General features: G+C 73.9%; 20 protein-coding genes. 3 read left to right on the forward strand and 17 right to left on the reverse strand.

The features are described from left to right. Positions 1–247 precede the first annotated feature (247 nt). The 6 genes from ACIBHY_RS05945 to ACIBHY_RS05970 all read right to left on the reverse strand — a co-directional run bounded on the left by ACIBHY_RS05945 (position 248) and on the right by ACIBHY_RS05970 (position 7,168). Entirely contained in the window at positions 248–1,693 is a 1,446-nt protein-coding gene (locus ACIBHY_RS05945; protein ID WP_397306077.1) for a thiamine pyrophosphate-dependent enzyme, read from the reverse strand. Between the two features lie 106 nt (positions 1,694–1,799). Further along, a complete protein-coding gene (rodA, locus tag ACIBHY_RS05950) occupies positions 1,800–2,912 on the reverse strand; it encodes a rod shape-determining protein RodA (RefSeq protein WP_397256343.1) in 1,113 nt (370 codons plus the stop codon). Continuing rightward, positions 2,909–4,780 (reverse strand): penicillin-binding protein 2, encoded by a 1,872-nt coding sequence (gene mrdA, locus ACIBHY_RS05955; RefSeq protein WP_397306246.1) that lies wholly within the window; start codon positions 4,778–4,780, stop codon positions 2,909–2,911. The genes rodA and mrdA overlap by 4 nt, the downstream gene beginning before the upstream one ends. Next, on the reverse strand, positions 4,662–5,291 hold the full coding sequence (gene mreD / locus ACIBHY_RS05960) for a rod shape-determining protein MreD (RefSeq protein ID WP_397306247.1): 630 nt from the start codon (positions 5,289–5,291) through the stop codon (positions 4,662–4,664). The genes mrdA and mreD overlap by 119 nt, the downstream gene beginning before the upstream one ends. Continuing rightward, on the reverse strand, positions 5,291–6,082 hold the full coding sequence (gene mreC / locus ACIBHY_RS05965; protein ID WP_397256345.1) for a rod shape-determining protein MreC: 792 nt from the start codon (positions 6,080–6,082) through the stop codon (positions 5,291–5,293). The genes mreD and mreC overlap by 1 nt, the downstream gene beginning before the upstream one ends. A gap of 54 nt (positions 6,083–6,136) precedes the next feature. Further along, positions 6,137–7,168 carry a rod shape-determining protein gene (locus ACIBHY_RS05970; protein WP_397256347.1) on the reverse strand — a complete coding sequence of 344 codons (1,032 nt, stop codon included), beginning with the start codon at positions 7,166–7,168 and terminating at the stop codon, positions 6,137–6,139. 196 nt (positions 7,169–7,364) lie between these two features. On the opposite strand from ACIBHY_RS05970, the gene ACIBHY_RS05975 reads away from it, so the two are divergent. Further along, positions 7,365–8,147, forward strand: coding sequence for an IclR family transcriptional regulator (locus tag ACIBHY_RS05975; protein ID WP_397306078.1), 783 nt, complete (start codon positions 7,365–7,367; stop codon positions 8,145–8,147). Between the two features lie 4 nt (positions 8,148–8,151). Here the strand turns inward: ACIBHY_RS05975 and eda are convergent, their stop codons facing one another. From eda to zwf, 4 genes are read right to left on the reverse strand one after another with little or no spacing between them, the layout of a single operon-like run. Beyond that, positions 8,152–8,766, reverse strand: a complete 615-nt coding sequence (gene eda / locus ACIBHY_RS05980; protein ID WP_397256351.1) for a bifunctional 4-hydroxy-2-oxoglutarate aldolase/2-dehydro-3-deoxy-phosphogluconate aldolase — start codon at positions 8,764–8,766, stop codon at positions 8,152–8,154. Further along, positions 8,753–9,724: a glucokinase gene (glk, locus tag ACIBHY_RS05985; RefSeq protein WP_397256353.1), complete on the reverse strand. Its 972-nt coding sequence runs from the start codon at positions 9,722–9,724 to the stop codon at positions 8,753–8,755. Before glk ends, eda begins: the two co-directional genes overlap by 14 nt. Then, positions 9,717–11,678 (reverse strand): phosphogluconate dehydratase, encoded by a 1,962-nt coding sequence (gene edd, locus ACIBHY_RS05990; RefSeq protein WP_397306079.1) that lies wholly within the window; start codon positions 11,676–11,678, stop codon positions 9,717–9,719. The genes glk and edd overlap by 8 nt, the downstream gene beginning before the upstream one ends. Further along, the gene (zwf, locus tag ACIBHY_RS05995) at positions 11,678–13,165 is read right to left on the reverse strand and encodes a glucose-6-phosphate dehydrogenase (protein WP_397306080.1); all 1,488 of its coding nucleotides are present in this window, start codon (positions 13,163–13,165) and stop codon (positions 11,678–11,680) included. The genes edd and zwf overlap by 1 nt, the downstream gene beginning before the upstream one ends. Positions 13,166–13,306: 141 nt before the next feature. On the opposite strand from zwf, the gene ACIBHY_RS06000 reads away from it, so the two are divergent. After that, positions 13,307–14,476 carry an ROK family transcriptional regulator gene (locus ACIBHY_RS06000; protein WP_184963984.1) on the forward strand — a complete coding sequence of 390 codons (1,170 nt, stop codon included), beginning with the start codon at positions 13,307–13,309 and terminating at the stop codon, positions 14,474–14,476. Between the two features lie 38 nt (positions 14,477–14,514). Next, positions 14,515–16,071 carry an OmpA family protein gene (locus tag ACIBHY_RS06005; RefSeq protein WP_397256359.1) on the forward strand — a complete coding sequence of 519 codons (1,557 nt, stop codon included), beginning with the start codon at positions 14,515–14,517 and terminating at the stop codon, positions 16,069–16,071. Positions 16,072–16,085: 14 nt separating this feature from the next. On the opposite strand, the gene ACIBHY_RS06010 is transcribed toward ACIBHY_RS06005, so the two are convergent. The 7 genes from ACIBHY_RS06010 to xylA all read right to left on the reverse strand — a co-directional run bounded on the left by ACIBHY_RS06010 (position 16,086) and on the right by xylA (position 22,922). Beyond that, the gene (locus ACIBHY_RS06010) at positions 16,086–16,469 is read right to left on the reverse strand and encodes an ArsC/Spx/MgsR family protein (RefSeq protein ID WP_397306081.1); all 384 of its coding nucleotides are present in this window, start codon (positions 16,467–16,469) and stop codon (positions 16,086–16,088) included. Positions 16,470–16,530: 61 nt separating this feature from the next. After that, complete coding sequence (locus tag ACIBHY_RS06015; protein ID WP_397306082.1) at positions 16,531–17,781, reverse strand: Dyp-type peroxidase; 1,251 nt, start codon at positions 17,779–17,781, stop codon at positions 16,531–16,533. Then, positions 17,774–18,343, reverse strand: a complete 570-nt coding sequence (locus ACIBHY_RS06020; RefSeq protein WP_397256364.1) for a copper chaperone PCu(A)C — start codon at positions 18,341–18,343, stop codon at positions 17,774–17,776. The genes ACIBHY_RS06015 and ACIBHY_RS06020 overlap by 8 nt, the downstream gene beginning before the upstream one ends. 312 nt (positions 18,344–18,655) lie before the next feature. Next, positions 18,656–19,201, reverse strand: a complete 546-nt coding sequence (locus ACIBHY_RS06025) for an MFS transporter (protein ID WP_397306083.1) — start codon at positions 19,199–19,201, stop codon at positions 18,656–18,658. Between the two features lie 254 nt (positions 19,202–19,455). Continuing rightward, on the reverse strand, positions 19,456–20,010 hold the full coding sequence (locus tag ACIBHY_RS06030; RefSeq protein ID WP_397256368.1) for a hypothetical protein: 555 nt from the start codon (positions 20,008–20,010) through the stop codon (positions 19,456–19,458). Positions 20,011–20,364: 354 nt separating this feature from the next. Beyond that, entirely contained in the window at positions 20,365–21,774 is a 1,410-nt protein-coding gene (locus ACIBHY_RS06035) for a xylulokinase (RefSeq protein WP_397306084.1), read from the reverse strand. Further along, complete coding sequence (xylA, locus tag ACIBHY_RS06040; RefSeq protein WP_397256372.1) at positions 21,774–22,922, reverse strand: xylose isomerase; 1,149 nt, start codon at positions 22,920–22,922, stop codon at positions 21,774–21,776. The genes ACIBHY_RS06035 and xylA overlap by 1 nt, the downstream gene beginning before the upstream one ends. Between the last annotated feature and the right edge of the window lie 38 nt (positions 22,923–22,960).

The raw sequence follows: 22,960 nt of genomic DNA on the forward strand, positions 1-22,960 counted from the left end.
GCCACCACGGTACGGGGGCCCTCCGGAGGGTGCGTGGACTAGCGGATCCAGCTGACGCCGGAGCCCGTCTTCATGCGATCACCCCCTTTCCCGAAGGCGGGGAGCGGGGCGCCGGCGGCGCCCCGGCTCGGGCATGGAAGCGCGCCTCGGACACGAACCACGTCGACCGGGACGCCGCCGGGCCTCCCGTCGTGCCCGCCGCTCAATAGGGTGCGCGGCGGTGCACACGGGCCTGGATGCGCCCACGCTAAGGCCCGTTCACGGGGACCTCGACGAGCATGGGCAGGTCGGAGGCGGTCGCGACGCGCAGCGCGGCGGTGAGCGCCTCGCCGGACTCCACGTGGCCGGCGGCGACGCCGTACCCCTTGGCGATGGCGCAGAGGTCGGCGCCGGGGCCCGCGCCGTCGAGGCGCGACAGCCAGCGCAGCATCGCCTGCGCGCCGTCGGTGAGGACCACGACGGTCAGCGGCACCCGGTAGGCGGCGGCGCTCCACAGGGCGGCGACGGCGTGCTGCAGCGACCCGTCGCCGACGACGGCCACGACGGGGCGGGACGGTTCGCCGAGCTGGGCGCCGATGGCGGCGGGCAGGCCGTGTCCGGGCTCGCCGCCCGCCGCGCACAGGAACGAGCCGGGCCGGTCGATCCTGATCTGGTCGTGGAAGACGGGGCGGCTGGGCGGGGACTCGCTGACCCAGATCGTCTCGGGGGGCGCGCCCTCGGCCAGCGCGGCCAACGCGGTGGCGAGGCTCATCGGACGGCTGCCGCGGGGCGCGGGGGAGGGCGCCGGCCAGGTGCCGGGCAGGGGCTCCTGCCTGAGCTTGGTGAGTTCGGCGAGGGCGGTCAGCGCCTGCCGTACGTCGCCCACGATGACGTCGCCGAAGGCGGCGCAGGACGGGTCGGAGGTGAGCAGGACGGCGGCGACGCCCTCCGGCGGGGGCACGCCGGCGGCGAGGACCAGGTCGTGGGCGGCGAGCTGGCGGGCGGCGGATCCGGCGTCCGGGAGCAGGGCGCCGCGGTAGTGCGGATGGGACTGCGGGAAGGACACGCGGCCGGACTGCGAGGCCTCCCAGACGGGCAGGGCGCAGCGCTCGGCGAGTTCGACCGCGGCCGCCCAGCCGCCCGAAGCGTCCACGTCGGCGCCGACGACGAGCACGGGCGAGCGTGCGCGGTCGAGCCGCTCGGCCAGGACGGCCAGCGCGATCGGGTCGGGGGCGGCCGCGGCGGCCAGGGGGCGGACCGGGGGCGCCGGGTCCGCCTCGGTCGCGGCCAGGCCGGTGGGCAGCGACAGGAACACGGGGCCACGCGGCGGGGTGAGGGCGACGTGGTAGGCCCACTCCAGGGCGGCGGGCACGTCGCGCGGCGCGGGCGCGCAGGACCACTTGACGGCGGGCCGGACGGGTTCGCGGCCCTCACCGGCCTGCCCCGGCCCGGTCGTGACGATGAGCGGGGTGCGGTTGGCGGCGGCCCCGAGCACGGCGCCCGCCCCGTGGGCCGCGCATCCGAGGTCGACGAGGACGGGCCGGCCGGTGACGGAGGCGTACCCGTCGGCCATCGCGACCACGACGGCCTCCTGGAGGCCGCGGATGCGGCGGACGTCGCCGGGGAAGACGCCGTCGGCTCCCGGGCCGCCGAAGACGGTGGTGAGGTCCCGCAGCCGCATCCAGTCGGCGATGGCCCGGCTTGTGGCGCTCATGATATTGATGGGAATCCCTCGGCATCAATGAGGCAATCATCCGTTTCGGTCGACGGAACGCCGAGTGCGAATTCCGTGGCTCTGTTCCGGCAGGGAAGACCGCAGGTCAGTGGCCTTTGGGCGGATGGCCCCGGTGGATCGACTGCAGGACGCCGACCGCGGCCAAGGCGGCCACCGTGGCCGACCCGCCGTACGAGACGAGGGGGAGCGGGACGCCGATCACGGGGGCCAGCCCGAGCGCCATGCCGATGTTCACGAACGTCTGGAGCGCCAGCCAGCACACGACCGCCGCCGCGGCGACGCAGCCGAACGAGCCCGTGCGGCCCGCGATCCGCAGCCCGCGCCACAGCACCACCGCCAGCAGGGCCACGATCAGCGCCGAGCCCAGGAAGCCGAGTTCCTCGCCGGCCACGGTGAAGACGAAGTCGGTGTGCTGCTCGGGCACGAACCGCCCGGCCGTCTGATCGCCGTTGAACAACCCGCGCCCGTACGCGCCGCCCGAGCCGACCGTGACCAGCGCCTCCTTGGCGGTGTAGCCGGCGCCGAGCGGGTCGGCCCCCGGCTCGGCGAAGGCGATGAGGCGGCTCACCTGGTGCGGCTGGAGCAGTCCCAGGAACCAGGCGGCGGCCCCCGCCGCGACGGCCGACCCGCTCAGCGCGAGCAGCCACCGCAGCGCCACCCCGGCGGCGAACAGCGCGCCCAGCACCACCGCGGCCAGGATCAGGAACGTGCCCATGTCGGGCTGCAGCAGGATGAGCGCGGCGGGCGGCGCGGCCAGGGCCAGCGCCAGCCCGACCTGGGTCCAGCGCGGCCGCCGCTCGCCGTCGTCCCGCTCGGCGAGCACGGCGGCCAGCGCCAGCACGAGCGCCAGCTTCGCCGGCTCCGACGGCTGCACCTGCAGGGGCCCGAGGCCGAGCCATGCCTGCGCCCCGTTCACGGTACGGCCCAGCGGCGTCAGCACCGCCGCCAGGCTGAGCACGGCGCCCAGATAGGCCCACGGCGTGTACGCCCGCAGCACCCGGTGACTCGTGGCGGAGAGCGCGACCATGACCGCGACCCCGACGGCGATGTTGACGAGCTGCCGCTTGAGGTAGGTGAGCGGATCCTGCCCGGCGTCCAGCAGCCGGGGCTCGGTGGCCGACCACACCAGCACCGCGCCCAGCCCGCACAGCGCCACCGCCGCCACGGCCAGCACCCAGTCGGGCCGCCGCGCCCTCACCGCAGGGCCGCCTTCCTGCCCTCAAGCCCGTACATGCCCGACCAGATCTCCCGTACGGCCGGCGCCGCCGTCGACGCGCCCGTCCCGCCCTGCGAGACCACGACCACCACGGCGTAACGCGGCTTGCCGGCCGGCGCGAAGGAGGCGAACCAGGAGGTGTCCTTCTTGCCGTACGCCTCCGCCGTACCCGTCTTGCCGGCCACCGCCAGCCGGTCCAGCGGGAACCCGGCGAACGCCCCGGCCGCCGTCCCGCTCCTGGGCACCTCGGCCAGCGCCTTACGGATGTAGGCGAGCACCTTTCCCGGCACCGGCAGCCGCCCGGCCACCTTCGGCTTGATCCGCCGCACCACGCCGCCGTCGGCCCGCACGACCGCCTTGCCCACGCGCGGGGTGAACAGCCTGCCGCCGTTGGCCAGCGCCGCGTACGCCCTGGCCAGCTGCAACGGCGTCACCAGCACGTCGCCCTGGCCGATGGAGAAGTTGGCCGCGTCGCCCGCCCAGAACCGGTGCCCGTCCACGCAGCTCTCCTTCGCGATCGCCCGGACGTAGGCGGACCTGGCCCGCTTGGCCTCCTTGCACGACTGCTTCCTGGTCTGCGCCCAGAACGCGCGCTTCCACGCCCGCGTCGGCAGCCGCCCGGCCGCCTCGCCGGGCAGGTCGATCCCGGTGCGCTTGCCGAACCCGAAGGCCGCCGCCATCTTCTGCATCGGATCCTTGGGCCGCTTGACCGGCTTCGTACCGCCGTCCCTGAGCCACATCTCGTAGGCGAACCGGTAGAAGATCGTGTCGCACGAGGCGGTCAGCGCCCGGCTCAGCGGCATGCTGCCGAGCGGGATCCCGCGATAGTTCCTGAACGATCTGGCGCCCACCCGGAACGACCCCGGGCAGCCGTAGATCCCGTCGAGCGCGTAGCCCGCCTTCACCGCCGCGGCGGCCGAGGTGATCTTCCAGGTGGAGCCGGGCGCCCACTGGCCCTGGATCGCCTTGGGCTGCAGCCTGCCGCGCAGCTCACGGTAGGCGGGGCCGGAGATGCCGCCCGACCACACGTCGGGGTCGTAGCCCGGGTGGGCGGCCAGCGCCACCACCCGTCCCGTCCGCACGTCCATGACCACCGCCGCGCCGGCGTCCGCGGGCAGCCGCCGCCCGCGCGCCCCCTCCACCGCCCGGCGCAGCGCCCGCTCGGCCACCTCCTGCACCTCGGCGTCGATGCTGGTCACCAGGTCGTGCCCGGCCACCGGCGGCGTCTCGCCGAGCGTCCTGACGACCTGGCCGGTGGTGTCCACGACCACCTCGCGCCGGCCCGGCCGCCCGCTCAGGTCGGCGTCGTAGCGGGCCTCGAGCCCCTCCTGGCCGGACAGGCCGATGCCGCTGGCCGGGTCGCCGCCGCCCGACGGCGCGACGTAGCCGAGCGTGTGCGCCGCAAGCTCGCCGCGCGGGTGCTCGCGCACCGGCACGGGATCGGCGCTCACGCCGGGGAACAGCTCGGGCCGCTCGGCGATCTGCAGCGCCGCCCGCGTGCTCACCTCCCCCGCCACGGGGATCGGCTGGTACGGCGAGCCGGGCCAGCACGGGGGGCGGACGCCGGCCGTACACAGGCGGACCTGCTCGGCCAGGCGCGCGGCCGGGACGCCGAGCACGGCGGCCAGCCGGTCGAGCACCGCGCGCCCGCCGTCGCGGCGGCGGGTCAGCGCCACGTGGTCGACCGTGACCGCCAGCCGGGTGCGGTTGCGCACCAGCGGGCGGCCGCGGTCATCGAGGATCCCGCCCCTGACCTGCGGCACGACCACCTGCCTGACGTGATCTTCCGCCGCGGCCCTGGCGTAGTCGTCGCCGTGGCGCACCTGCACGTCCCACAGCCGGATGAGCAGGATGAGCAGCAAGGAGGCGATCAGCACGTGCAAGACCAGCAGCCGGGAACGCATCGGGCGCCTTCCACCGCATCGGGAACCAGACCAGGGGGCTCGCGGCCACCGTGTACGCGGCGGCCAGGGGGAGGACGTGGACGAGCGCCGGGCCCCCGGCGCGCGGGTCGCCGAGCGCCGCGTGCACGCCCGCGGTGAACAGCAGCCCGGCCAGCACGCCCAGCGGGAACGCGGCGACGGCCGGCAGCCTGAGCAGGTGGCCGGCGACGTACCCGGCCAGGCACAGGGCCAGCGCGTCGCGCCCCACCGGGTGCACGGCCGGCGGGATCAGGTCCAGGACGGCGCCCGCGGCGAACCCGGCCACCGCGCCCGCGACCGGCCCCCGCAGGCGGGCGACGGCCAGGACCGCCAGCAGGGTCAGGTCGGGGGTGACGCCGCCGGGCAGCGACAGCCGGTTGACCAGCACCACCTGGATCAGCGGCGCGAGCGCGACCGCCGCCCAGGCCCGCGCGGGCATCACGGCGCGCTCCCCGGCGGGATCACGACGGCGACCGCGTCGAGGGCGGTGAGGCGGGCCGCCGGACGGACCAGAGCGGTACGGGTGAGGGGATCGGTGGCGGGCGAGACGCTGACGATGGTGCCGATCGGGACTCCCGGGGCGAAGGGCACCATCCGCCGCGAGCCGAACGTCACCACCTTCTGGCCCGCCGAGACCGGGGCCTCGGCGTCGAGCAGGTTCAGGCGCAGCAGGCCGCCGGGCTTGCCGCCGCCGGTGACGGTGCCGACCTCGCCCGGCTTCTCGCCCTGGAGGCGGGCGCCGACGACCGAGGTGGCGTCACTGGCCAGCAGGACGGTGGCGGTGCCGGGACCGGCGGCGACGACCCTGCCCACCAGGCCGTCGCCGTTGAGCACGGTCAGATCGGGACGGACGCCGGAGGTGGTGCCGGCGTCGATGGTGACGGTGGCGGACAGGCCCTGCCGCCCGCCGTAGGCGATGACCTGGGCCGCGACGAAGCGCGGTCCTGGCGTGGCGGGGTCGGGCCGGTGGGGGCGGGTCCAGAGTTCGGCCCGCAGGCGGGCGTTCTCCTGCTCCAGCGCCCGGATCCGGCGGCTGTCTGAGCCGCCGGCTGCCAGGCCGGAGACCGCCCTCTCGACCGGTCCTGCCACCGCGGCGCCCGCGGTGAGCAGCGGTTGCAGCGCGGCCTCCCGGTCGGCGGCGATGAGCAGCGCAGCGGCCAGCACGAGGACGCCCACCACCAGCCTGCCCCGGCCCGGTTTCCCGCCGAGCGCGCCCCGGCCCCGTCTCATGCGTCTTCCTTCTCGGCGGCCCCCGAGCGCATCCGCAGGTCGCCTCCTTCCAGATCAGCGACGGGTCTCCGGTACGAAGACGTCCTTCAGGCGGCCGAACTGCTCCACGCACCGGCCGGAGCCGAGCACCACCGACTGCAGCGGGTTCTCCACCAGCTTGATCGGCATGCCGGTGGCCTCCGACAGCCGCCGGTCGAGTCCGAGCAGCTTCGCTCCGCCGCCGGTGAGGGCGATGCCGCTGTCCATCAGGTCGCCCGACAGCTCGGGCGGGCACTCGTCCAGGGTGGCCTGGACCGCTTCGACGATGGCGTTGACCGGCTCGGCCAGCGCCGCGCGGATCTCCGCCGCGCTCACCGGGACGGTCTTGGGCAGGCCGCTGACCAGGTCGCGGCCGCGGATCTCGGCCATCGGGTCCTCCCCGTCGGGGTAGGCGGAGCCGATGTTCATCTTGAGCTGCTCGGCGGTGCGCTCGCCGAGCATGAGGCCGTGTTCCTTCTTGGTGTGGGCGATGATCGCCTGGTCGAGTTCGTCGCCGCCGACCCGGATGGAGGTGGAGCTGACGATGCCGCCGAGCGAGATGACGGCCACCTCGGTGGTGCCGCCGCCCACGTCGACGACCATGCTGCCGGCCGGCTCGTGCACGGGCAGGCCGGCGCCTATCGCGGCGGCCATCGGCTCCTCGATGAGGTAGACCTGGCGGGCGCCGGCCTCGTAACAGGCTTCTTTGACGGCGCGCTGCTCGACGCCGGTGGTGCCGCTGGGCACGGCGACCACGACGCGGGGGCGGACGATGTAGCGGCGGCGGTGGACCTTCTGGATGAAGGAGCGCAGCATGCGCTCGGCGATCTCCAGGTCGGTGATCACACCGTCCCTGAGCGGGCGGATGGCGACGATGTAGCCGGGGGTGCGGCCGATCATCTGCTTGGCGTCGCCTCCGACGGCGACGATCTTGTCGGTGCGGGTGTTGATCGCCACGACGGACGGCTCGTCGAGCACGATGCCGCGGTCTCGGACGTAGACGAGGGTGTTGGCGGTGCCGAGATCCACCGCCAGGTCACGGCCAAGGAAGGGAAACGGGATGGGCATGGGCGACACCAGCCCTCTGGTGGGGGATAAATCACGCCCTTCCCCACCTATTCCCCGTCAAACGGCCAGGTCAGAAGGTTTCACAATCGTTAGCAAGGACGGTGTGCTTGATCCCTGGTTCGGGTAAACCCGAAACCATGGATCGCACCCCGGGGGAAGCCCTTCCTTCTCCTTGGCGAGGATGAGGATGGTGGACATGCCGGGGAAGTCGATCGTGCAGCACCGGCGCGCACCGGAGGCCGCCCAGCCGGGCAGCCTCGAGAAGGGGATCGACATCCTCTTCTCGCTCAGCGCCGCGGCGCAGCCGATCAGCCTGTCGCAACTGTGCAGGAACACCGGCCTGCCCAAGTCGACCGCCCACCGGATCCTCGCGGTCCTGTGCTCGCGGTCCCTGGCCAAACGGGCCGGCACCGACTACCTCGTCGGCGACCTGCTCGCCCGGCTCGGCCACGCCCGGGGCCGCATACCGGGGACCAGGCGGGCCGTCCTGCCGTACCTGCTGTATCTGTACGAGACCACCCGACAGACGGTCAACCTGGCCGTCCTGTCGGGCCTGGAAGCCGAGTACGTCGAGCGGGTCTACGGCCACAACCGGGTTCCCTCGCCCTCCGACGGCGTGGACCGGGCGCCGCTGCACTGCACGGCCATCGGCAAGACGCTGCTCGCCTACGACTCAGGGCTGCGCCAGTCGTTCGCCGACCAGGGCAGCCCGCCGCGCCTGACCCGCCGCACCATCACCAGCCTGACCGGCCTGGACCGCGAACTCGCCCGCGTGCGCCACTACGGCGTCGCGTACGCCCAGGAGGAGTTCGCCGACGGGGTGGCCTGCGTGGCGGCGCCGGTGTTCGACGCGGCGGGCAAGGTGGCCATGTCGATCTCGGTGGCGGGACCGGCGGTCGCCCTGCCCCTGGCCCGCCTCGGCATCTCCGTCAGAGGCGCCGCCCAGGCCATCTCCGCCGCCCTCGCCCGCCTCGGCTGATCTTTCAGGGACGCAGCGCGGCCGCCTCCGCGGCGAGCTTCTCCACCCGCGCCCAGTCCCCGGCGGCCAGGGCGTCGGCGGGCGTGAGCCACGTGCCGCCCACGCAGCCCACGTTCGGGAGCGCCAGGTAGTCGGGAGCGGTGGCCGGCCTGATCCCGCCGGTCGGGCAGAACCGCACGTCCGGCAGCGGTCCCGCCAGGCTCTTCAGGTACGGCAGGCCGCCCGCCGCCTCGGCCGGGAAGAACTTGAGCTCCTTGACGCCCCGCTCCGCCAGCGCCATGACCTCCGAAGCGGTCGCCGCCCCCGGCAGGAACGGCACGCCGGACCCCAGCAGCGCCTCGGCCAGCGCCGGGGTCGTGCCGGGGGAGACCAGGAACTTCGACCCGGCCCCGGCGGCCGCCGCGATGTCGGCCGCCGACCGGATGGTCCCGGCGCCGATCACCGCGTCCGGAACCTCCGCCGCGATGCGCGCGATCGACTCCAGGGCGGCAGCCGTACGCAGGGTCACCTCGATGACCGGAAGCCCGCCCGCGACGAGCGCCCGCGCGAGCGGGACCGCCGTCTCCACGTCGTCGATCACCACGACGGGCACGACAGGGGCGAGATCAAGCAGGCTCATAGACACTTCTCCTCGAAAGCTGCTGGGTCAGCCAGGCCGCCGCCCCCGTCAGCGCCGGCTGCGGCGCGACGATCAGCGTGGTGGCGATCGACGACAGGTACCCGGACATGCTGGGGCTGGCGGCGAACCGCCGGCGGAAGGCGCTGGCTCGCACGCGCTCCACGATACGGGGGAGCACGCCGCCGCCGATGTAGACGCCTCCCCGGGCGCCCAGGGTGAGCGCGACGTTCCCGGCGAAGGTGCCGAGCATGGCGCAGAAGACGTCCACGGTCTCGGCGCACAGCGGGTCACCGTCGCGGGCCACGATCTCCGAGGCGCTCAGCCCGTCGACGGGGGCGGCGCCGTTGACCAGCGCCAGCGCCCGGTACAGGCGCGCCAGCCCGGGTCCGGACAGCACGTGCTCGGCCTCGACGTGCCGCAACCCCTGCGCACGCAGCGCGGCGACGATCTCCTGCTCGCGCTCGTCGTGCACCGGGACGCTGACGTGGCCGCCCTCGCCCGGCACCGGGATCCAGCCATGGTCGCCCGGCACCAGCCCGGCCACCCCGAGCCCGGTCCCCGGCCCGAGCACCGCCTTGATCCCGTCGCCCGGCGCCGGCCCGCCGAGCCCGGCCAGGTCGCCGTCGCCCAGGTGGGGCAGGGACACGGCCAGCGCCTCGAAGTCGTTGAGCAGCACCGCGTTCGGCACACCCAGGTCCCTGACCGACCCCGACCACGGCAGGTTCGTCAGCCGGTAGGAGTCACCGCCGATCGGCCCCGCGACCGCCACGCACGCCGCCCCCGGCCGCACTCCGCCCGCGTGATCCGCGAGATAGGCGGCTACGGCATCCGGAAGGCTCGCGTGATCGGCCCCGGCCAGCACCGCGACGTGCGAGGGAGCCTCGCCCGGCGCGGTGACGAGCCCGAACCTGGCATTGGTGCCGCCGACGTCGGCGACCAGCCACGGAAGCTCACCCACCGGCGTGCTCCGCGGCGTGGCGGGCGTGCTCTTCCATGACCTTCAGCCGGGACGGCGTGGCCTCCGCGTGCGCGGCCCCGGCCGGCGCGGCGAAGCCCAGGCCCGGCCCGTGCTCGGGCTGCTCGGCCCCGCTCACCCCGAAGACGCCGGCCCCGTACTCGGCCGGCCCGGCCATCCGCCGGAAGGCGGCGAACAGCTCACGTCCCGTCCCCACCCACTCGGCGTCGCTCAGCGCCCGCCCCTGCGGCTCGCGTCCCGACAGGTCCGCCAGCACCTCCAGGGTCCCGGCGGCGGAGTCGAGCCGGATGACGTCGCCCTCGCGCACGAGCGCGATGGCCCCGCCGTCGGCGGCCTCCGGCGACAGGTGGATGGCCGCGGGAACCTTCCCCGACGCGCCGGACATCCGGCCGTCGGTGACGATCGCCACGTTCTGTCCCCGGTCGAGCAGTACGGCCAGCGGCGGCGTCAGCTTGTGCAGCTCGGGCATGCCGTTGGCCGAGGGCCCCTGGTAGCGGATGACCGCCACGAAGTCCTGCCCGTCCAGCGCGCCGGCCTCGAAGGCGGCCAGCAGGTCGAGCTGGTCGTCGAAGACCTTGGCCGGAGCCTCGATGACCAGGTGCTCGGGCTTGACCGCCGACACCTTGCTGACGGCGCAGCCGAGGTTGCCCTCGACCATGTGGATCCCGCCGTCGGCCGCGAACGGCGCCGCGACCGGCGCCAGCACGCCGAGGTCGGAGCTGCCCTTGGTGCGTTCCTCCCAGACCAGCGCGCCGTCCTTCAGCGACGGGGCCGAGCGGTAGTGGTCGAGCCCGCGCCCGGCCACGGTCAGCACGTCGCCGTGCAGCAGCCCGTGGTCGAGCAGGTCGCCGATGAGCACCTGCATGCCGCCGGCGTCGCGGAAGTGGTTCACGTCCGCCTGGCCGTTGGGGTAGATCTTGGTCAGCGACGGCACGACCTTTGACAGGCAGGCCAGGTCGTCCCAGGTCAGCACGATGCCCGCGGCGGCGGCCATGGCCACCAGGTGCAGCGTGTGGTTGGTGGAGCCGCCGGTGGCCAGCAGCGCCACGCAGGCGTTGACGATCGACTTCTCGTCGACGAGCTCGCCGATCGGGGTGTACTCGGAGCCGTGCGCGGTGATCTCCACGGCCCGCCGCCCGGCCGCCTCGGTCAGGGCGTGGCGCAGCTCGGTGTGCGGGTTGACGAACGTGGAGCCGGGCAGGTGCAGGCCCATGACCTCCATGAGCGCCTGGTTGGAGTTGGCGGTGCCGTAGAAGGTGCAGGTGCCGGGGGAGTGGTAGGAGGCGGCCTCGGCCTCCAGCAGCTCCGTGCGGCCGACCTTGCCCTCGGCGAACAGCTGCCGGGTGCGCGCCTTGACCTTGTTCGGCAGCCCGGAGCCCATCGGCCCGGCCGGGACGAAGATCGCCGGCAGGTGCCCGAAGTGCAGCGCGCCGATGAACAGGCCCGGCACGATCTTGTCGCAGACGCCCAGCAGCAGCGACGCGTCGAACATGTCGTGCGACAGCGCGATGGCCGTGGACATGGCGATCACGTCGCGGCTGTAGAGCGACAGCTCCATGCCGGCGCGCCCCTGGGTGATGCCGTCGCACATGGCCGGCACGCCGCCCGCGACCTGCGCCACGCCTCCGGCCGCGCGCACCGCCCTCTTCAGCTCCGGCGGGTAGGTCTCGTACGGCTGGTGGGCGCTGAGCATGTCGTTGTAGCTGGTGACGATGGCGACGCCGGGCTTGGCCGTACCGCGGAGGAGGGGCTTGTCCTCGGCGGAGGCGGCCGCGAATCCGTGCGCGAGGTTCGCGCAGCCGAGGTGCGCGCGGGCGGGGCCCTTGGCGCGGGCGGCCTCGCCGTCGCGGCGGATGCGCGCCAGATAGGCGGTACGGCTGGCGGCGCTGCGCTCGGCGATCCGGTCAGTGATCTCCTGGATCTCCCGGTGGGTCATCACGCCTCCTCGTGCCAGGCCCGGCCGCTGCGGCCGAGCAGTTCGTGGGCGCCCGCGGGGCCGGCGGTGCCCGCGGGGTAGGGCTCGGGCGGTTCGGGAGAGGATTCCCAGGCCGCCAGGATCGGGTCGATCCAGCGCCAGGCGGCCTCGACCTCGTCGCGGCGCATGAACAGCGTCGGGTTGCCGGCCAGCACGTCGGTCAGGAGGCGCTCGTAGGCCTCGGGGACGCGGGCGGTGAAGGTCTGGCCGAAGCTGAGCGACAGCGGCACCGGCTTGAGCGTGGTCTCGCCCGCGCCCGGCTCCTTGGCCATGATGTGCAGCTCGATGCCCTCTTCCGGCTGCAGGCGCAGCACCAGGCGGTTGGGCGAGCCGCCGGGGTAGATGGAGTGCGGCACGTCCTTGAACTGCACCACGATCTCCGAGACGCGGCGCGGCATGCGCTTGCCGGTGCGCAGGTAGAACGGCACGCCCGCCCAGCGCCAGTTCTTGATCTCGGCGCGGATGGCGGTGAACGTCTCGACCCGCTTGGAGTCCTCGGTGGGCGGGGTGGAGGCGGGCTCGTCGAGGTAGCCCACCATCGCGCTCTCAGCGGTGTACTGGCCGCGGACGGTGAAGCGGTCGACCTCGCTGCTCTCCTGGATGGGGCGCAGCGCCTGCAGCACCTTCACCTTCTCGTCGCGGATGGACTCGCGGTCGTTGCGCGCCGGGGGCTCCATCGCGGTGAGCGTGAGCAGTTGCAGCAGGTGGTTCTGGACCATGTCGCGCAGCGCGCCCGCCTGGTCGTAGTAGCCGCGGCGGCCGGGCGTGCCGACGGTCTCGGCGACGGTGATCTGCACGTGGTCGATCCAGAGGGAGTTCCAGATCGGCTCCAGGAAGGCGTTGGCGAAGCGGAGCACGAGCAGGTTCTGCACGGTCTCCTTGCCGAGGTAGTGGTCGATGCGGAAGATCTGGTGCTCGTCGAAGATCGCGCCGACCTCGTCGTTGATGCGCTGGGCGCTGGGCAGGTCGCGGCCGAGCGGCTTCTCCAGCACCACCCGCGACTGCGGGGTGACCAGGCCGGCCTCGTGCAGTTCGCGGCAGAACGGGCCGAACGTCATGGGCGGGCTGGCCAGATAGAAGACGCGGTCGCGCTGCTCGTGCCCGGCGAGCTGCTTCGACAGCTCGGCCCAGCCGGACTTGTCCGGGTTGCCGGAGGGGCCGCCGACGTCCACCGACACGTGGTGCAGGCGGCCCAGGAAGCGCTGCCAGACGGCCGGGTCGTCGACGGGGACCTGGTCGCGTACCTCGGCGTCGACCTTGCCGCGGAAGTCGGCGTCGGTGAGCCCGCCCCGGGACATGGCGATGACGCGGGTCTCTGGCGCCAGGCGGCCGTCCCTGTCGCTGTGGTACAGCGCCGGGATCAGCTTGCGCATGGACAGGTCGCCGGTCCCGCCGAAGACGACGAGATCGGCGGCGTGGACGGCGGCGGGAGACGAGAGGGGGGACACGACACGAGCTCCGATGATCAGCCAAGCAAGGACAGAACGGACATTAGCCAGAGTTTGGGTCGTGCACAACCCGAGTTTTGCTATTTGAGATAAGAAAGTCGGGACTGTTCATGACTTAAGCAGGTGTGATTCACTAAGTCGATGCCTCGACGTACCGCCGCGCCCCTCGCCACCAGTGGCGAATTCCTGCGGCTCATCCGCACCGGAGAGGCCGTGACGCGAGCGGACCTCGGCCGGGTCACGGGACTGTCCCGGCCTGCCGTGCAGCTGCGGGTGGGCGAGCTGATCGAGCGCGGCCTCGTGGTGGAGCGCACCGACGCGCCCTCCACCGGCGGGCGGCCGCCGGTCAGGCTGGAGTTCAACGCCGGGGGCGGCGTGGTGCTGGTGGCCGCGCTCGGCGCCAGCCGTACCCGGGTGGCGGTGTGTGACCTGTCCGGCGCGGAACTGGCCGCGCGGCGCTTCCACATCGACGTCGAGCAGGGGCCCGACGTCGTGCTGCCGCTTCTCATGGACACCTGGGACGAACTCCTCGGCGACACCCCGCGCTCACGGGTCCGCGGCGTGGGCATGGGCGTGCCGGCGACCGTCGAGTTCGCCCAGGGGCGCACCGAGAGCGCCCGGGTGATGGCCTCCTGGACGGGCGTGGTCATCCCGCCGCTGATCAGGGCCCGCTTCGACGTGCCCGTGCTGGTCGACAACGACGTGAACGTCCTGGCCATCGGCGAGCACCGCGGCGCCCACGCGAACGTCACCGACCTCATGTTCGTGAAGATCTCCACCCGGATCGGCGCCGGGATCATCTCCGGCGGCGAGATCCTGCGCGGCGCACTCGGCGCGGCGGGGGAGATCGGCCACATCCCCGTACGCGACGGCGGCGGCGTGCTGTGCCGGTGCGGCAACATCGACTGCGTCGACTCGGTGGCCAGCGGCACCGCGCTGCTGCGCGACCTGCGCGCCGCCGGCAAGGACGTCAAGACCATCGAGGACGTCACCGCGCTCGTGCGGGCCGGCGACGCCCAGACGATGGCGACGGTACGCGAGGCGGGCCGGCGCATCGGCGAGGTGCTGGCCTCCGCGGTCAACATCCTCAACCCGTCGGTGGTCGTGCTGGGCGGCGACGTGGCCGAGACGTTCGGCCCCCTGGTGTCCAGCATCCGCGAGGTCGTCTACCGGCGCTCCACCGCCCTCGCCACCCGCACGCTGCGGATCGAGGCGAGCAGGATGGGCGCGGGGGCGGGCATCACCGGCTGCGCGGTGATGGTCCTGGACCACGTCCTGTCGCCGGACGCCGTGGACGACGCCCTGAGTTGAATGTGGTCGGGCGTTTCGGTCATGGCACAATCTCCGCCATGTCTAACCGGATCCTGGCCCTGGCCGCCGTCCTGACGCTGGCCGCCACCGGCTGCGGGATGCTGCCCCAACCGCAGCAGGCCGCGCCCCCCACGAAGGCCCAAGAGTCGGCCCCCGCCACCACCCCGGCGACGACGACGCCCGCGGCCACCCCCTCCGCCACGAGCGACGACCGCCCCGCCCTCGCCGAGACCCGCAGCACCATGACCCCCGACCTCAAGGTCGAGGTGGTCGGCCTCAACCGGCTCAAGGCCAAGCATCTGGTGGTCCAGATCCGCCTCACGAACACCGGCGCGGACAAGGACCTCACCTGGACCGGCGAGATGGGCGACGAGACCCGCAAGCTCGGCGCGATCAGGTGGGCCTCCGGCATCGGCGTGCTCGACGAGCGGGCCAGGACCTGGATCCTGCCGTACAAGCCCGAGGGCAGCCCCTGCCTCTGCACCGACGAGAAGCGCGACGACATCGGCTACTTCATCAAGCCGGGCGCCTCGATCTCCCTCTACGCCGTCATGCCCGCCCCCAGCGGCGACCAGCAGACCGCGACCGTCGTCACCCCGCTGGCCCCGCCCATGCTCAACGTCCCCGTCGGCGACGACCCGCCGCAGGGCGACTTCCCCGACCCCGACGCCGAGCCCGTCACCCCGCTCGTCCACCGCGTCGTCCTGCCGTCGGAGTCGAACGACAGGACCGAGGAGACCGCGGACGACGGCAAGGACCTCCGGGTGAACCTGTCCTCCGACGTGCTGTTCGCCGTGGACAAGGCCGTGCTCACCTCGCGGGCCAAGGCGGTGCTCGCGCGTACCGCCAAGCTCATCGAGTCCTCGCCCGCCACCGAGGTCACGGTCGAGGGCCACGCCGACTCCTCCGGCAACGACGCCATCAACGACCCGCTGTCCGCGCGTCGCGCCCAGGCCGTGAAGGCCGCGCTCGCGCCGCTGCTGACGCGCGACGGCGTCGCCTTCCAGACCAAGGGGTACGGCTCGCGCCGCCCCCTGTACAGCAACGACACCGATGAGGGCAAGCGGCGCAACCGGCGGGTCACGGTGACCTTCGCCAAGCCGCGGGCCGCCGCGCGGCCGTCCCCCTCCCAGGACGTCGTCTCCACCGTGGGCCCCGGCGACGACCTGACGGGCAGCACCAAGGCCGACGGCCAGCCCATCGCCATGGAGGTCACCGGGCTGCGCCGGCTGCAGGGCGGCCTCGGCCTGCTCACCTACACGATCGCCAACGAGGGCACGGCGGAGGCGTGGTACAACGACCTGCACGACGGCCAGGACTGGCAGTCGTACAAGTACCAGTCCGCCAGCGCCGTCGTCCTCACCGACCAGGAGAACCGCCGCCGGTACCTGCCCGGCCGCATCGAGGTCCAGGCCGGTGACGACCCGGGGTCGTACTGCGCGTGCAGCGGCGTCTCCGGGGTCCGGCTGGGCACCGAGAAGTTCGCGCCGGGGCAGAAGCGGGAGTTCTGGGGGCTGTTCGCGCTGCCGGACGGGGCCTCGGGGCTGAGCGTCAAGATCGCCGGGTTCCGGGAACTGCAGGTCCCGATCCAATAGCGCTCAGGCGGTGATCACCGCGGCGGCTCGCGCGGCGGTGACCATTGTGGCGGGAGGGTGGAGCGGACGGCCTCCTCCGTGCGGCCGATCACCGCGTGGCCGTTGTCAGCGGTGATGATGGGGCGCTGGATGAGGATCGGGTGCTCGGCCAGCGCCCGGATCCACCGGTCGCGGCTGCCCGGATCGCGGGGCCAGGAGGCCATGTCCCCGGCGGCGTCCTCGCCGGTGCGGGTGATGTCCCAGGGTTCCAGGCCGAGGCGGGAGAGCACCTCGCGGATCTCCGCCTGGGTGGGCGGGTCGTCCAGGTAGCGGCGGACGGTGTACTCGGCCTGCTCGGCGTCCAGCAGGGAGATCGCCGAGCGGCACTTCGAGCAGGCGGGGTTGATCCAGATCTCCATGCCGGAAGAATAGGGCTCCTCGCGGTGAGGCGCCCTACTCTTCCGGCCCCTGCGCCCTGCGTCAGCTCAGCAGGCTTTGGCCCACCCAGCCGGACTCCTCGCAGCCCGGCGGGACGTAGAAGACCGCCGACCCGATCGGCGTCGTCCACTCGTTGAGCAGATCGGCCTTGGCCAGGCGGCGCTGCACCGGTGTGAACTGCCGCGCCACGTCCGCCTGGTAGGCGGCGAACAGCAGCCCGGTGTCCCCGTCGTCGTAGTTGTACACGCGGCGGAACATCCGCAGCCCGGGGTCCTGGGTGTGCGCCCGCCGGATGTGCGCGTACTCCGAGATCACCGGGAAGCCGATCGCGTTGAGCTTGGCGAAGTCGGCCTCGTCATGCTCGGCCCGCCCGCTCAGCGGGGCGCCGTTGTCCAGCCGCCGACCCACCGTGAACTCCTTGGCCACCCGGTCCGCGGCGTCCCAGGAGTCCATGAGCATCCGGATCCGCCGCAGAACCAGCATGGTGCCACCGGCCAGCGGCCCGTCCGCGATCCACACGGCCCGCTCGAACTCCGGCGTCCCGGGCTTGGGATTGACCGTCCCGTCGAGCTGGCCCATGAGATTGCGCTGGGTCAGCCCCGGCCGCTGCACCGCCTGCCGGAACCCGCGCTGCACCCACCTGACCTTCGTGAACGACGCGGTGTCCTTCACGATCATGCGCAGCGCGTGGGCCAGCGTGACCGGATCGTCGCAGCAGATCTGCAGCAGCAGATCGCCCTCCGACCACCGGTCCTCCAGCCGATCCACGGAGAACCCCGGCACCTGCTCGGGCCCGCCCTTGACGCCCGCCGCCCGGAACAGCCCCGGCCCGAACCCGAACGTGACCGTCAGCCGCGCGGGCAGCGCCGCCAGCTCGGGTTCGGTGTCGGCCAGCGCCCCGCGGCCCTGGGTGAGCCGCCGGGCGTCGTCGGTGAGCAGCCGCATCAGCCGGCCGAGCGCCTCCCTGCCGACGCCCTTACGCAGATCGAGCCCGACGAAGGCCGCGTGAGCCTGGGGCGTGGTGGCGACACCCGCCTGCCGGACCCCGTGAAACGGCTCCACGGCCGTGCCGCCGACCGCCTGCCCGGCGGGCGGAGCGGGCTGCCCCGTGGCCGCGCCGGCTCCGATCGGCTCCGCGGTTTCACGCCCTGCCACCGCCGCGCCGTCGGCGGTCTGGGCGCCGGCCGGGAGACCCGCGGCGAGCGAACCCGTCGCGACCAGGCCGCCCGCCGCCGCGCCACCGGCGAGCAGGCGGCGGCGGGAGATCCCGGCCGGGCGCTCGCCGTCACTCATGGCCGGGCTGGTACTTCTCGTTGGCACCGGCGAAGTCCTTGCCCACGGCCTTGAACTCCATCGTGCCGCCGTCCTTGAACGTCAGCGTGAAACCCACCTCGGAGCCCGGCTTCACCGGCGTGCTGACGTCCATCAGCATGATGTGGTCACCGCCGGGCTTGAGCTCCAGCTTCCCGCCCGCCGGGATCGTGAAGCCGCCCTCCTTGGGCCGCATGGTCATCTGCGTACCCTCGCCGACCGTCTCGTGAAGCTCCACCGTGGGCGCGCCGGTGGAGGTGGCGGAGACGATCGTGATCGCGGCGGCGGAGGGGTTGGCGATGGTGCCGAAGGCGGCGGTCATGCCGCTCTTCGTGGTCTTGATCCAGGGATCGGCGATGGTCAGCGGGCCCGCGGTGCCGGGTGTGGCCTTTCCGGCCGTACCGGTGGGCGTGTCAGAGGCGGGGGAGGAGGCGGCGCCGGTGGGCGCGGCGCCGGCGGGGGCGGCGGAGGTGGCCTGCTGCCCACCGCAGGCGGCGACCGCGGCGGTGGCCACGACGGCCAGGAGGGCATGACGAATACGCATAATGAGGTCTCTCTTCCAGAGGTCCAGAAATTTCGGGCAATCAACACCCACGCCAGGCCACAGCGGGCCCGGCCCGAACACACCCTCCGCCCGGCGACCAGGGCCACTCAGGGCACGCCGCCACAGCAGCCACACACAGGCGGCGCCCAAGGCTCAGCCCATCTGGTGAGCCGGCGGTCGCCGATGCCGGCACGGTCCCGTTGGCCGGGGCCGCCACGGCCGTGGCACGGACCGGCGTCAGCCCGGCAACGGCGGGCGGGCCCGGCGGCGGGATGCGGGGGAAGGGGTTCTCGGACCAGAGGCCCGGGAGGGTCAGGCGGGGAGGAAGAGAGGCGGGCCCCGGCCTGAGAGGGTGTGTTCCAGAAGGGCGGAGCGGGGAGCGGGGGGCTCCGCGTGCCGTACAGGAGCGGAAGGTCCTTCCATCACCGGTACGGCCGGCAACAGGCCGAGCCGCACCAGCACCCGGCGGAACAGTCCCCACAGCGCGGCCTCGCCCCGCGACAGCCACAGCGCCGTCAGAACGATCGCCCACCCGTGCATCACGAGCATGCCCAGCCCCGGCACCAGCCCGGAGTGCGCGTGCCCGCCCTGGACGGCCACCGGCGCCGTGTCGTGCAGCATCGAGAACATCACGTGCAGAACGGCCTGCACCACGACCAGCAGCGCCAGAATCCCACCGGCCGAACGTTCCCGCCCGGTCAGCGGCAACGCCGCCAGCAGCGACAACGCGATGGCCGCCACAGCGCCGGGCAGCGCCACGGCGGCACCGGCCACGACATGCGCGCCCATGCCCAGCCCCGCGCACACCGCGGCGAACGCCACGGCACGCACCAGACGGAACGGCAGGGAGGCAGGCATAGTGCCCGCCATCATCCCAGAGCCACCCCCCACCCGCGACCCCACCCCCAACCCTCCGCTCCCAGCACCGCCCACCCCGATGCCACGAACCACCCCCAGCGCCCGGGTTGGGCCACGCCGCTCCTCCCGGGCCGCGTTGTGCCGGGTCGTGCCCATGCGGCGCCGCCTCCCCCGGGGCGCTCCGGGTCGGGCTGGGCCGGGTCGCGCGGCGAGTTGCTGTCCTGGGCTGTTGTTGGCTGCGGCTGTAGGGGTGGTCAGCGGTTGCGGGGTTGGTTGCCCGGTTTCTTGCCTGGGGTGCGGGTCTTGGTGGGCCGGGGCTTGGTGGGTTTGGTCTTGGTGGGGGCCGGGGTGGCGGAGGGGTGGGGTTCCGCGGGAGGCAGGGTGACCGGGGGCGGGGCGGCGGTGGTTTGGGCGCTGGGGCCGATGGGGGTGAGGTCGGAAGGGGAGTTCGCGCTGGTGTCGGCCGGGCTCGGGGCCACCAGGGTGGGGCGGCGGGACTCGCGGGCGGCCATGGGCGTGCGGGTCGGGGGATGGCCGACCACCGGGGTCGGGGGGTGGGTGTGGGTCTGGGAGGGGGTGGGGTGCGTGCGGGACGGGCGGGGTGTGGACGAGGGGGTGGCCTCGGCGTGGGCGGTCTTCTGGCCGGGGTCGCCCGGATGGCCGGAGGAGCCGGGCCAGCCCACGGCGTTCAGGGAGGCTCCGCCGAGCGCGCCCCTGGAGAGGATGGCCGCCGTCGCCAGCAGGAGCACCCCAAGGAGTACTCCGGCGATCATCAGGGCCCGGCTCGCGCGAGGACGCGTCTCGTTCACAGCCGCCGATGGTAGTCACTCGCGGAGCGAATGCCCACACAAGGCTCACAGCGGGCCGTGATCGGGGGCTGGCATTCTGATAGATCCGCGCGGGCCGGGCGTGGTGCGGACAGGTCCGGCCCGCGCGCCCACCAGCCCATACCGCTCCGGTCCCCGCCGTTCCCTTCACTCGCGCCGTACGTGGCCGCCCGCGCGGGATCGGGGCCCCAGGGGTGCGGGGGGCGGGTGGGGCGTGAGAAGCTCCACGGGGTACGGCGGGCGGTCAGCCGTGACGCCTGCCGTACCCCCGCACTCCCCGAAGCCCGGTCGCCAAGCCGCCCATGAGCGCCAGGCACAGGGGACCCGGCAGGGCTCCTAGAGGCCGAGGGCGTGCCGGTAGCGGTCGCGGATCGCCGGTTGCGGGGCCGCCTCGTGCGAGGTGGTTCCCGGGGCGGGCCAGTCCGGGGGGCCGGGGGCGCCGGACAGCGCCCAGGCGGCTTGGCGGGCAGCGCCCCTGGCCACGTACTCCTGAGGCGCGGGCACCGCCACCGGCCGGCCGAACACGGCCGGAGCGATCTCCCGCACCGCCCGGGAGCCGGCCCCGCCGCCGATCAGCAGGACGCGTTCGCCCTGAACCGGCAGCGCCTCCAGCGCGTCGGCCAGATGGCAGAGCAGACCCTCGACCGCGGCCCTGGCCAGATGCCCGGGTGTGGCGGTGCGCAGGGTGAGGCCGTGCAGGGAGCCGGTGGCGCCGGGCAGGTTCGGGGTGCGCTCACCCTCCAGGTACGGCACGAGCACCAGCCCATCGGCCCCGCCCGGAGCCGCGAGGGCCAGTGAGTCCAGGCGCGAGAGGCCGGTGCCGAGCATGGCGGCCGCGGCCTCCAGGACGCGGGCGGCGTTGAGCGTGCACACCAGCGGCAGGAAGCGCCCCGTGGCGTCGGCGAACCCGGCCACGACCCCGCTCGGGTCCGCGCCGGGCCGGTCGGCGACGGCGAACGCGGTCCCCGAGGTGCCGATCGACACGACCACGTCACCGGGGCGCAGCCCGAGGCCGAGGGCCGCGGCCATGTTGTCACCGGTCCCCGCCGCGACCAGCAGGCCGCCGGCCTCCCCGGCCGCCTCGGCCGGTCCCAGCACCCGGGGCAACGCCGGCCGGCTCCCCATGGCCAGCTCCAGCAGGTCATACCGGTAGGACCCGGTGAACGGCGACCAGTACCCGGTCCCCGACGCGTCCCCCCGATCGGTGGTCAGCCGCTCCAACGGGAGCGCGTGGGGGCGCTCCGGCGAAAAGCCGGTCCGGGGCGGCTCACCCAGCAACCGCCAGGTCAGCCAGTCGTGCGGCAGGCACACCGCGGCCGTCCGCCGGGCATGGTCCGGTTCGTGCTCGGCCAGCCACCTCACCTTGGACACGGTGAACGAGGCCAGCGGCACGACCCCCACCGCGGATGCCCAGGCCGCGCCCCCGCCCAGCGCGTCGACCAGGTCGCGGGCGGCGTCGGCCGAGCGGGTGTCGTTCCACAACAAGGCGTCCCGCACGACATTTCCGGACTCGTCCAGGCAGACCATCCCATGCTGCTGCCCGGCCACCCCGACGGCGGCCACATCGTCAAGCCCGCCCGCCTCGGCGACGGCCAGAGCCAGCGCCTCCCACCAGGCCGCCGGATCCACCGAAGTCCCCTCCGGATGAGCGGCGCGCCCCTGCCGTACCAGCTGCCCGGAGGCGGCGTCGAGCACCACCACCTTGCAGCTCTGCGTGGAGGAGTCCACGCCCGCCACCAGCGGCATCAGCGCACCCCGAGCAGATGCTCCAGCGCGAGCTGACCAAGGCGCGAGGCGTGCAGCCCGCGCGCCGCGGCGCCGTCGAGGTCGAAGCCCGGATCCTCCAGCGTGGCCAGCGTCTCGCCGGGCGCCAGCGTCGGCTCGGCCAGCCGCCCGACCCGGGAGTCGCGCAGCGCCTCCAGCACCTCGGGGTCGGCGCGGTAACGGCGCGCCTTCTCGCGCAGGATCAGGTACGTGCGCATGTTGGCCGCGGCCGAGACCCACACGTCCTCGGCGTCCTCGGTGCGCGCGGGCTTGTAGTCGAAGTGCCGGGGCCCGGTGTAGCCGCCGTGCTCCAGCAGGTCCACGAGGAAGAAGGCGTTCTTGACGTCGCCGTGGCCGAAGACCAGGTCCTGGTCGTACCGGGGGCCGTGCTGGCCGTTGAGGTCGATGTGGAAGAGCTTGCCGTGCCAGAGGGCCTGCGCGATGCCGTGGGTGAAGCTGAGCCCGGCCATCTGCTCGTGGCCGACCTCGGGGTTGAGGCCGACCATCTCCGGGCGCTCCAGCTCGCCGATGAACGCCAGCGCGTGCCCGATCGTCGGCAGCAGGATGTCGCCACGCGGCTCGTTCGGCTTGGGCTCGATGGCGAAGCGCAGGTCGTAGCCCTGCTCGACGACGTAGGCGCAGAGCAGGTCGAGCGCCTCCTTGTAGCGTGCCAGCGCCGAGCGCACGTCCTTGGCCGCGTCGGACTCCGCGCCCTCGCGCCCGCCCCAGCAGACGTACACGCTCGCGCCGAGCGAGGCGGCCAGGTCGAGGTTGCGCCGGACCTTGCGCAGCGCGTACCGGCGGATGTCGCGGTCGTTGCTGGTGAACGCGCCGTCCTTGAAGACCGGGTGCGTGAACAGGTTCGTCGTGGCCATGGGCACCTTGAGCCCGGTCTCGGCCAGCGCCTTGGTGAACGCGGCCACGGCCCGGTCGCGGTCGGGTTCGACGGCGAGCAGGTCGTCGTCGTGGAAGGTCACGCCATAGGCGCCGAGCTCGGCCAGGCGGTGCAGGCTCTCCACCGGGTCGAGCGGCGCCCGCGTGGCGTCGCCGAACGGGTCGCGGGCCGGCCAGCCCACGGTCCACAGGCCGAAGGTGAAGCGGTCGTCGGGGGTGGGGGTGTAGGCGTCCAAAGCGGCCTCCCGATCATGTGCGCTTCAGCACTTCATAT

The organism is Nonomuraea sp. NPDC050547 (assembly GCF_044457345.1).
Classification (GTDB): Bacteria; Actinomycetota; Actinomycetes; order Streptosporangiales; family Streptosporangiaceae; genus Nonomuraea.

Excerpts from the sequence above, each read along its gene's own strand:
- ACIBHY_RS05970 (WP_397256347.1), bottom strand. The coding sequence starts at position 7,168 with ATGCCCATCCCGTTTCCCTTCCTTGGCCGTGACCTGGCGGTGGATCTC.
- ACIBHY_RS06015 (WP_397306082.1), bottom strand. The coding sequence starts at position 17,781 with ATGAGTGACGGCGAGCGCCCGGCCGGGATCTCCCGCCGCCGCCTGCTC.
- ACIBHY_RS06035 (WP_397306084.1), bottom strand. The coding sequence starts at position 21,774 with ATGCCGCTGGTGGCGGGCGTGGACTCCTCCACGCAGAGCTGCAAGGTG.
- ACIBHY_RS06005 (WP_397256359.1), top strand. The coding sequence starts at position 14,515 with ATGTCTAACCGGATCCTGGCCCTGGCCGCCGTCCTGACGCTGGCCGCC.
- ACIBHY_RS05975 (WP_397306078.1), top strand. The coding sequence starts at position 7,365 with ATGCCGGGGAAGTCGATCGTGCAGCACCGGCGCGCACCGGAGGCCGCC.
- ACIBHY_RS05945 (WP_397306077.1), bottom strand. The coding sequence starts at position 1,693 with ATGAGCGCCACAAGCCGGGCCATCGCCGACTGGATGCGGCTGCGGGAC.
- edd (WP_397306079.1), bottom strand. The coding sequence starts at position 11,678 with ATGACCCACCGGGAGATCCAGGAGATCACTGACCGGATCGCCGAGCGC.
- mreC (WP_397256345.1), bottom strand. The coding sequence starts at position 6,082 with ATGAGACGGGGCCGGGGCGCGCTCGGCGGGAAACCGGGCCGGGGCAGG.
- ACIBHY_RS06000 (WP_184963984.1), top strand. The coding sequence starts at position 13,307 with ATGCCTCGACGTACCGCCGCGCCCCTCGCCACCAGTGGCGAATTCCTG.
- ACIBHY_RS06020 (WP_397256364.1), bottom strand. The coding sequence starts at position 18,343 with ATGCGTATTCGTCATGCCCTCCTGGCCGTCGTGGCCACCGCCGCGGTC.
- mreD (WP_397306247.1), bottom strand. The coding sequence starts at position 5,291 with ATGCCCGCGCGGGCCTGGGCGGCGGTCGCGCTCGCGCCGCTGATCCAG.
- eda (WP_397256351.1), bottom strand. The coding sequence starts at position 8,766 with ATGAGCCTGCTTGATCTCGCCCCTGTCGTGCCCGTCGTGGTGATCGAC.
- ACIBHY_RS06025 (WP_397306083.1), bottom strand. The coding sequence starts at position 19,201 with ATGCCTGCCTCCCTGCCGTTCCGTCTGGTGCGTGCCGTGGCGTTCGCC.
- ACIBHY_RS06010 (WP_397306081.1), bottom strand. The coding sequence starts at position 16,469 with ATGGAGATCTGGATCAACCCCGCCTGCTCGAAGTGCCGCTCGGCGATC.